We start from the raw sequence: 9,801 nt of genomic DNA on the forward strand, positions 1-9,801 counted from the left end.
GAGGTCGGCCCCGACGCCGCCCTGACCCCCATGGGCCTGGACGACCCCGCCCTGTCGTTCATCGCCACCACCCGCCGCGACCGCGACGAGGTGCGCGAACTGCTCGCCGGCCTCGGCGCCCTGCACGCGAACGGCGCCGGCGTCGACTGGGCCGCCTTCTTCGCCGGCACCGGCGCCCGCCGGGTCGACCTGCCCACCTACGCCTTCCAGCGCCGCTACTACTGGCTGGAGCACGACCCGGCCCCAGGCCCCGTGGCTCTGCCGGGTGCGGCCGACCCAGTGGACACCGCGCTCTGGCAGGTGCTGGAGCAGGAGGACCCGGCCGCGCTCGCCGAGCGGCTGGGCGTCGACGCCGAGGCCGCCGGTGCGGTGCTGCCCGCGATCGCTGCCTGGCGCCGACGCGGGCAGCGGCAGGCCAAGCTGGATTCCTGGCGCTACCGGATCGACTGGCAGCAGCTGACCGACCGCCAGTCTGCGTCCCCTTCCGGAAGCTGGCTGGTCGCCGTCCCGGCCGTCCCCGGCGCGCCGGCCGAGCAGGCAGAGCACCCGCTGGTCGTGGCCGTGCTGACCGGGCTGGCCGAGCAGGGCGTCCCGGTCCAGGTGCTGCCGGTCGACCCCACCGCCGACCGGGCGGCCCTCACCGCCCAGCTACGCGCTGCCACCGCCACCGCCCCTGAGGTCCCCGCCGGCCTGCTCTCGCTGCTCGCCCTGGACGACCGCCCACACCCCGAGCACCCTGCCCTCTCGCTCGGCTGCGCCGTCACCGTCACGCTCGCCCAGGCCGTGGTCGACGCCGAACTCGCCTCCCGCTTCTGGGTGGTGACCACCGGCGCGGTCGCGGTGGCCGGCTCCGCCGAACTGGTACACCCGTACCAGGCGGCGGTCTGGGGTCTGGGCATCGGCCTCGCACTGGAGCGGCCCGCGCACTGGGGCGGCCTGCTCGACCTGCCCGCCGAGCCGGACGCGGTCGCCGTGCGCCGCCTGGCCGGTGCATTGGCCGCAACCGACGACGAGGACCAACTCGCGGTCCGTGCCCAGGGGGTGTACGGCCGTCGACTGGTCCGCCACCCCGTCGCGGCCGACCCGCGCAGCGAGGCCGCCGACCTGCGCCCGACCGGCACCACGCTGATCACCGGCGGCACCGGCGGCCTGGGTGCGCACGTGGCCCGGATGCTCGCCGAGCAGGGCGCCGAGCACCTGCTGCTGACCAGCCGTCGCGGCCTGGCCGCCGAGGGCGCGGCCGAACTGGCCGAACAGCTGCGCGGGCTCGGCGCCGAGGTGACGGTGGCCGCGTGCGACGTGGCCGACCGCGCGGCGGTTGCCGAACTGCTCGCCGCCGTCCCGGCCCAGTACCCGCTGACCGCCGTGGTCCATGCCGCTGGTGTAGCCCAACGCCTCGCCCCGCTGGAGGAGTTGACGTTGGACGAGTTCGCCGAGGTGGGCCACGCCAAGATCCAGGGCGCCCGCCACCTGGACGAGCTGCTCGGCGACACCGAACTGGCCGCCTTCGTGCTCTTCTCCTCCGGCGCCGCCGTCTGGGGCAGCGCCGGGCAGGCCGGGTACGCCAGCGCCAACGCCTACCTGGACGCCCTCGCCCACCAGCGCCGGGCCCGCGGTCTGGCCGCCACCGCGATCGCCTGGAGCTCCTGGGACGGCGGCATGGTCGGTCCCGAGCTGCGCGCCGTTCTGGAGCGGATCGGCGCTCCCGCGATGGCCCCCGACCTGGCCCTGGACGCGCTGCGTCAGGCCCTGGCCCGCGACGAGAGCCACCTGGTGGTGGCCGAGTTCGACTGGCCGCGGTTCGCCCCGACCTACACCCTGGCCCGCCCGCGCCCGCTGCTGGACGCGCTGCCCGAGGTCCGGGCCGCGCTGGCCACCGACGAGCCCGCCAGTTCGTCGAACTCGCTGGCCGACCGGCTGGCCGGCCTGCCCGAGGCCGAGCAGTCCCGCGCGGTGCTGGACGTGGTGCGCGGCGAGGTGGCTGCCGTGCTCGGCTACCAGGACGGCGCCGCCGTCGACGCCGGCCGGGCCTTCGAGGACCTCGGCTTCGACTCGGTGGCCGCCGCCGACTTCGGCAAGCGGCTGAGCGCGGCGGTCGGCCGCAAGCAGCCCGCCACCCTGGTCTTCGACTACGCCACCCCGCACGCGCTGGCCGAGCACCTGCGCGCCGAGCTCTGCCCCGGTGGGCCCGCCTCCTCGGCACTCACCCTGCTGGCCGAACTCGACCGGCTGGAGGAGGCGGTGACCGCGCTGGACCCGGCCGAGCTGGACCGCCACCGGATCCCGTCCCGCCTGCAGACGCTGCTCGGCCGCCTGAACGAGGCGATCGGCGCGGCCAACGGAAGCGACGTCGGCGAACAACTGGAAGCCGCCAGCGCCGACGACCTCTTCGACTTCATCGACAAAGAGCTCGGACTCGCCTGATCCGGCACGTGACCGGTCCCGCACTCTGTTCGGCCAACGGAACTAAAAGGATGCTGTGAGATGGCGAACGACGACGGCAAGCTCCTCGACTACCTCAAGCGGGTCACCGCCGACCTGGCCCAGACCCGCCGTCGGCTGCAGGAGGTCGAGGCCGGGGACCAGGAGCCGATCGCCATCGTGGCGATGGCCTGCCGTTACCCGGGCGGCATCCAGTCGCCGGAGGACCTGTGGCGGGTGGTCGCGGACGGCGTCGACGCCGTCTCGCCGTTCCCGACCGACCGCGGCTGGCCGCTGGACTCGCTGCTGAACGCCGATTCCGGCGGCGCCGAGACGAGTTACGTCAGCCACGGCGGATTCGTGCACGAGGCCGCGCAGTTCGACCCGGTGCTGTTCGGCATCTCGCCGCGCGAGGCGGCCGCGATGGACCCCCAGCAGCGGCTGATGCTGGAGGTCTCCTGGGAGGTGCTTGAGCGGGCCGGCCTCGATCCGGAGTCCCTGCACGGTGCGCCGGTCGGCGTCTTCACCGGGTCCGGCATCCAGGACTACGCCAACGTGCTGGACGAGGCACCCGAGGCCTCGGGCGCCTACCGGGCCACCGCCACCGCCTCCGCGGTGATCGCGGGCCGGGTCTCCTACACCCTGGGCCTGGAGGGCCCGGCGGTCACGGTGGACACCGCCTGCTCCTCCTCGCTGGTCGCGCTGCACCTGGCCGCCCAGGCGCTGCGCCGGCGCGAGTGCACGCTGGCGCTGGCCGGCGGTGTGATGGTGATGTCCACCCCCGGTCCGTTCATCGCGTTCAGCAAGCAGAAGGGCCTGGCCGCCGACGGCCGGATCAAGGCCTTCGCCGAGGCGGCCGACGGCACCAGCTGGGCCGAGGGCGCGGGTGTCCTGCTGGTCGAGCGGCTCTCGGATGCGCGGCGCAACGGGCACCCGGTGCTGGCGATCGTGCGCGGGTCGGCGATCAACCAGGACGGTGCGTCCAACGGCCTGACCGCTCCCAACGGCCCCGCCCAGCAGCGGGTGATCCGGGCCGCGCTGGCGGACAGCCGGCTGACGTCCGGTCAGATCGACGTGGTCGAGGGGCACGGGACCGGCACGGTACTGGGTGACCCGATCGAGGCCCAGGCACTGCTCGCCACCTACGGCCAGGACCGGTCGCCCGAACGGCCGCTCTGGCTCGGCTCGTTCAAGTCCAACATCGGGCATGCGCAGGCCGCGGCGGGCGTGGCCGGGATCATCAAGATGGTCCAGGCCCTGCAGCACGGTGTGCTGCCCCGCACCCTCCACGTCGACCAGCCGTCATCGCAGGTCGACTGGTCGGCCGGACAGGTCAGGCTGCTCACCGAGGCCCGGGAGTGGCAGCGCAACGGCGAGCAGGCCCGCCGGGCGGGCATCTCCTCGTTCGGCGTCAGCGGGACCAACGCGCACGTGATCATCGAGGAGGCGCCGGCCGCCGAGCCGGTGGCGGCGGAGCCGGTCAGCGCCCCGGTGCGCCCTGCCGCCCTGCCGCTGCCGCTGGCGGCCCGCACCCCCGAGGCGCTGGCCGGGCAGGCCGCCAAGCTGGCCGAACGGCTGCGTGCGGACGAGGCGCTCGACCTGGTCGACGTGGGCTACTCGCTGGCCACCGGGCGTGCCGCGCTGGACCACCGCGCGGTGCTGCTCGGCGGCGACCGGGCCGCCACCCTGGCGGCACTGGACGCGCTCGCCGAGGGCCGCGCGACGGCCGACGTGGTGCGCGGCGCGATCGGCACCGGACTGACGGCGTTCCTGTTCACGGGTCAGGGCAGTCAGCGGGTGGGGATGGGCCGTCAGCTGGCGGCTGCGTTCCCGGTGTTCGCGGCGGCGTGGGATGAGCTTGCGCAGCATCTTGACCTGGGTTCTGACGAGGAGTTGAACCAGACGCAGTTCGCGCAGCCGGCGATCTTTGCGTTCGAGGTGGCGTTGTTCCGGTTGTTGGAGTCGTGGGGTGTGAAGCCGGATTATCTGGCGGGTCACTCGATCGGTGAGATTGCGGCTGCGCATGTGGCTGGGGTGTTCTCGTTGGAGGATGCCGCGAAGCTGGTCACGGCGCGTGGTCGCCTGATGCAGGCACTGCCCGCGGGTGGGGCGATGCTGGCGGTGGAGGCAACCGAGGCCGAGGTTGCCGGTCTCGGTGTGGATATCGCGGCGGTGAACGGTCCGCGTGCGGTGGTGCTGTCCGGTCCCGAGGCGGACATCGAGCGGGTTGCGGAGCGCTTTGCGGATCGTCGTACGAAGCGGTTGACGGTCTCTCACGCGTTCCACTCGTCACTGATGGATCCGATGTTGGACGAGTTCCGTGCGGTGGTTGACGGGTTGACCATCAATCAACCGTTGATTCCCCTGGTCAATGATGTAGCGTCCGTCGACTACTGGGTCAACCATGTACGCGGCACCGTCAGGTTCGCGGATGCGTTGACCACCCTCGCGTCCAACGGGGTGACCCGTTTCCTGGAGGTCGGCCCCGACGCCGCCCTGACCCCCATGGGCCTGGACGACCCCGCCCTGTCCTTCATCGCCACCGCTCGCCGCGACCGCGACGAGACCGCCACCGCGGTCGCCGCCTTGGCCCAACTGCACGTCGTCGGCGTGCCGGTGGACTGGCGAGCCTTCTACGCAGGTCGTGGCGCCCAGCGGGTCGAGCTGCCCACTTACGCATTCGAGAACCGCCGCTACTGGCTGGACGCCGAACTCGCCGGCAGCGACGTCTCCTCGGCCGGTCTGGACGCCACCGACCACTTGCTGCTCGGCGCCGCGGTAGCTCTCGCCGACTCCGACGGCGCCGTACTGACCGGTCGCCTCTCGCTCGCCACCCACCCCTGGCTGGCCGACCACGCGGTCGGCGGCGCGGTGATCTTCCCGGGCACCGGTTTCGTCGAACTGGCCGTCCGAGCCGGCGACCAGGTCGGCTGCGACCTGCTGGAGGAGCTGACCCTGCAGGCCCCGCTGATCCTGCCGGAGCGCGGCGCGGTCCAGCTCCAGGTGGTGGTCGGCGCCCCCGACGCGACCGACGCCCGTCCCCTGACCATCTACTCGCGCCCGCAGGACGCCCCGACCGAGCAGCCGTGGACCCTGCACGTGACCGGCCTGGTCGCGGTCGCACCCGTCGGCACTCCCGGCACCGAGCTGACCGCCTGGCCCCCAGTTGGTGCCACCCCGGTCGAGCTGGCCGACTTCTACCCGACCCTGGCTGCCACCGGTCTCGGCTACGGCCCGGTCTTCCAGGGCCTGCACGCGGCCTGGACGCTCGACGGCGCGGTCTACGCCGAGGTCTCCCTGCCCGAGGCCGCCCAGCCGCAGGCGCACCGGATGGGCCTGCACCCGGCGCTGCTGGACGCCTCGCTGCACGGCGTCGCCTTCACCGGCGCGATCGGCGAGCAGGCCGTGCTGCCGTTCGCCTGGTCCGGGGTCCGGCTGCACGCCACCGGCGCCTCGGCGCTGCGGGTCCGGCTCACCCCCAAGGGCGAGGGCACGATCACGCTGGCGATCTGCGACCCGGCCGGCCGGCCGGTTGCCACCGTCGGCTCGCTGGTGCTGCGGCCGGTGGACACCGGCCAACTCGCCGCCGCGCGGACGGCGTTCCACGACTCGCTGTTCCAGGTCGGCTGGTCCCCGGTGACGGTCGGTCAGGCACCGGCGGTGAGTTCGGCCGACTGGCGCGACCTCGGCACCCAGGCCCCCGAGGTGGTGGTGCTCCAGGTGACCGGCGGCAACACCGCCGCCGACGTGCACCGGGCCACCGCCGAGGCGCTGACCGCCGTGCAGAGCTGGTTGGCCGACGACCGGCTGGCCGACTCCCGCCTGCTGGTGGTGACCCGGGGCGCGGTCGCGCTCCCCGGCGAGGACGTCACCGACCTGGCTGCCGCCGCCGTGGCGGGTCTGGTCCGCTCGGCCAACTCGGAGAACCCGGGCCGCCTGCTGCTGGCCGACCTGGACTCCGCCTCCGCGCTGGACCCCGCCGTGCTGGTGGCGGCCGGCGAGTCCCAGGTCGCGGTCCGGTCCGGGGTGGTGCACGCGCCGCGCCTGGTCCGGGTCCCGACCGCCACCGAGGAGACCGTGCCCGCCGCCGAGTTCGGCGCGGGACCGGTGCTGGTCACCGGTGCCACCGGCACCCTGGGCCGACTGCTGGCCCGCCACCTGGTCACCGCGCACGGGGTGCGCGAACTGGTCCTGGTCAGCCGCTCGGGCCCGGCTGCCGCCGGGGCCGCCGAGCTGACCGAGCTCGGCGCCCAGGTCAAGGTGGTGGCCTGTGATGTGACTGACCGTCAAGCTGTCGCAGAGCTGCTGGCCGAGACCGCGCCGCGCGCCGTCGTGCATGTGGCCGGGGTGCTGGACGACGGGGTGATCGGCTCGCTCACCCCCGAGCGGCTGGCTGCCGTGCTGCGCCCGAAGGTGGATGCCGCGCTCAACCTGCACGAGCTGACCAGGGAGTCGGAGCTCACCGGCTTCGTCCTGTTCTCCTCGGCGGCCGGCCTGCTCGGTGCACCCGGCCAGGGCAACTACGCGGCCGCCAATGCCTTCCTGGACGCGCTGGCCACCCACCGCCGCGCCCAGGGCCTGCCCGCGCAGTCGCTGGCCTGGGGTCTTTGGGCGCAGGACGGCGGCATGGCGGGCTCGCTGGCCGGCTCCGACCGGTCCCGGCTGTCCCGCGGCGGCATGATCGCACTCGCGCCGGAGGAGGGGCTGGCGCTGTTCGACGCGGCTGCCGCTGCGGAGCCCGCCGCCGTGGTCCCGGTCAACCTGGACCTGGCCGCACTGCGCGCCCAGGGCGACGAACTGTCCGACCTGTTCCGCGGCCTGGTCCCGGCAGTGCGCCGCCGCACCGCGAGCAACCGCGCCGACACCGGCGCTCTTCGCACCAGGCTGGCCGGCCTCGGTGAGGCCGAACGAACCGCCGCACTGCTGGAGTTGGTCCAGGACGAGGTGGCCCGGGTGCTCGGCTTCGGCTCCGGCCGGGCGGTCGAGCCGGAGCGCGCCTTCAGCGAGGTCGGCTTCGACTCGCTGTCCGCGGTGGAGTTCCGCAACGCGCTCGGCGAGGCGGTCGGCATGCGGCTGCCCGCGACCCTGGTCTTCGACTACCCGAACCCGGCCGTGCTCGCCCGCTACCTGCTCGACGAGGTCTGGGGCACCGGCGAGGCGGCAGCAGCCGCGGTGGCCACCACGGTCGACGGCGACGAGCCGATCGCGATCGTCGGCATGGCCTGCCGCTACCCGGGCGGTGTGAGCACGCCCGATGGCCTGTGGCAGCTGGTGGCCGACGGGGTGGACGCGATCAGCGAGTTCCCCGCTGACCGCGGTTGGGACCTGGAGCGGCTCTACGACCCCACCGCCGAGCGCCCGAACACCAGTTACACCCGTCAGGGCGGATTCCTGCACGAGGCGGCCGAGTTCGACCCGGCGTTCTTCGGGATCTCGCCGAACGAGGCACTGATCATGGACCCGCAGCAGCGCCTGCTGCTCGAAGCCTCCTGGGAGGCGTTCGAGCGGGCGGGTATCGACCCGGGGACGCTCAAGGGCTCCAACACCGGCGTGTTCGCCGGGATGATGTACCACGACTACGCGGCCAACAGCAGCACCGGCGCCATCGCCTCGGGCCGGATCTCCTACGTCTTCGGCCTGGAAGGCCCGGCGGTCACCATCGACACCGCCTGCTCCTCCTCGCTGGTCGGCCTGCACCTGGCGGTGCAGGCGCTGCGCAGCGGCGAGTGCTCGCTGGCCCTGGCCGGCGGCGTCGCCGTGATGGCCACGCCCGAGGTCTTCGTGGAGTTCAGCCGGCAGAAGGGCCTGGCGCACGACGGCCGCGCCAAGTCCTTCGCTGCGGCCACCGACGGGACCGCCTGGGGCGAGGGCGTCGGCATGCTGCTGGTCGAGCGGCTCTCGGACGCCCGGAAGAACGGGCACCCGGTGCTGGCGATCGTCAAGGGCACGGCGGTCAACCAGGACGGTGCGTCCAACGGGCTGACTGCGCCCAACGGTCCCTCGCAGCGGCGGGTGATCCGGCAGGCGCTGGCCAACGCCCGGTTGACGGTGGACCAGGTCGACCTGGTGGAGGCGCACGGAACCGGGACCACGCTGGGCGACCCGATCGAGGCGCAGGCCCTGTTGGCCACCTACGGGCAGGACCGTCCGGGCGACCAGCCGCTGTGGCTCGGCTCGATCAAGTCGAACATGGGCCACACCCAGGCGGCGGCCGGTGTCGCGGGCATCATCAAGGTGGTCGAGGCGATCCGGCACGCGGTGCTGCCGAAGACTCTGCACGTGGACGAGCCGACCCCGCACGTGGACTGGGCGGCGGGCAACATCGAGCTGCTCACCGAGTCCCGTCCCTGGCCCGAACTTGGCCGGCCGCGCCGGGCGGGCGTCTCGTCCTTCGGTATCAGCGGCACCAACGCCCACGTGATCATCGAGCAGGCGCCCGCCGAGGCCGCCGCACCCGTGGTCGAGGCCGCGCCGGTGACGGTGCCGTGGGTCCTTTCGGGCAAGACCCCGGAGGCGCTGCGGGCCCAGGCGCAGCGGCTGGCGGCCGAGCTGACGGACACCGAGTTCGTGCCGCTGGACGTGGCGTACACGCTGGCGACCCGGCGCGCCCGGCTGGAGCACCGCGCGGTGGCGGTCGGCCGCACCCGCGAAGAGCTGCTGGCCGCGCTGGCGGCGGTGGCCGAGGGTCGGGGTGCGAGCTTGGCTCGGGCTGGCGGGGGGACGGCGTTCCTGTTCACGGGGCAGGGCAGCCAGCGGGTGGGGATGGGCCGCGAATTGGCGGCTGCGTTCCCGGTGTTTGCGGCGGCGTGGGAGGAGCTTGCGCAGCATCTGGACCTGGGCAGCGATGAGGAGTTGAACCAGACGCAGTTCGCGCAGCCGGCGATCTTCGCGTTCGAGGTGGCGTTGTTCCGGCTGCTGGAGTCGTGGGGGGTTAAGCCGGATTATCTGGCGGGTCACTCCATCGGTGAGATCGCGGCTGCGCACGTCGCTGGGGTGTTCTCGTTGGAGGATGCTGCGAAGCTGGTGACCGCGCGTGGCCGCCTGATGCAGGCCCTGCCCGCGGGTGGGGCGATGCTGGCGGTGGAGGCCACCGAGGAGGAGGTTACCGGCCTCGGTGTGGATATCGCTGCGGTGAACGGTCCGCGTGCGGTGGTGCTGTCCGGTCCCGAGGCGGACATCGAGCGGGTTGCTGAGCACTTTGCGGATCGTCGTACCAAGCGGTTGACGGTCTCCCACGCGTTCCACTCGTCACTGATGGATCCGATGCTGGACGAGTTCCGTGCGGTGGTTGACGGGTTGACCATCAATCAACCGTTGATTCCCCTGGTCAATGATGTAGCGTCCGTCGACTACTGGGTCAACCATGTACGCGGCACCGTC

The 9,801-nt window shown here is 73.4% G+C and carries 2 protein-coding genes; both read left to right on the top strand.

What is annotated here, in order from left to right:
* Positions 1-2,424 (top strand): SDR family NAD(P)-dependent oxidoreductase (locus tag C7C46_RS18595; RefSeq protein WP_146259122.1); only part of this gene is annotated, 2,424 nt, incomplete at its 5' end.
* Positions 2,425-2,484: 60 nt separating this feature from the next.
* A partial coding sequence (locus C7C46_RS18600; protein WP_146259123.1) for a type I polyketide synthase occupies positions 2,485-9,801 on the top strand: 7,317 nt, incomplete at its 3' end.

This window comes from Streptomyces tateyamensis, from assembly GCF_003205575.1.
In the GTDB taxonomy this organism is placed as follows: domain Bacteria; phylum Actinomycetota; class Actinomycetes; order Streptomycetales; family Streptomycetaceae; genus Kitasatospora; species Kitasatospora tateyamensis.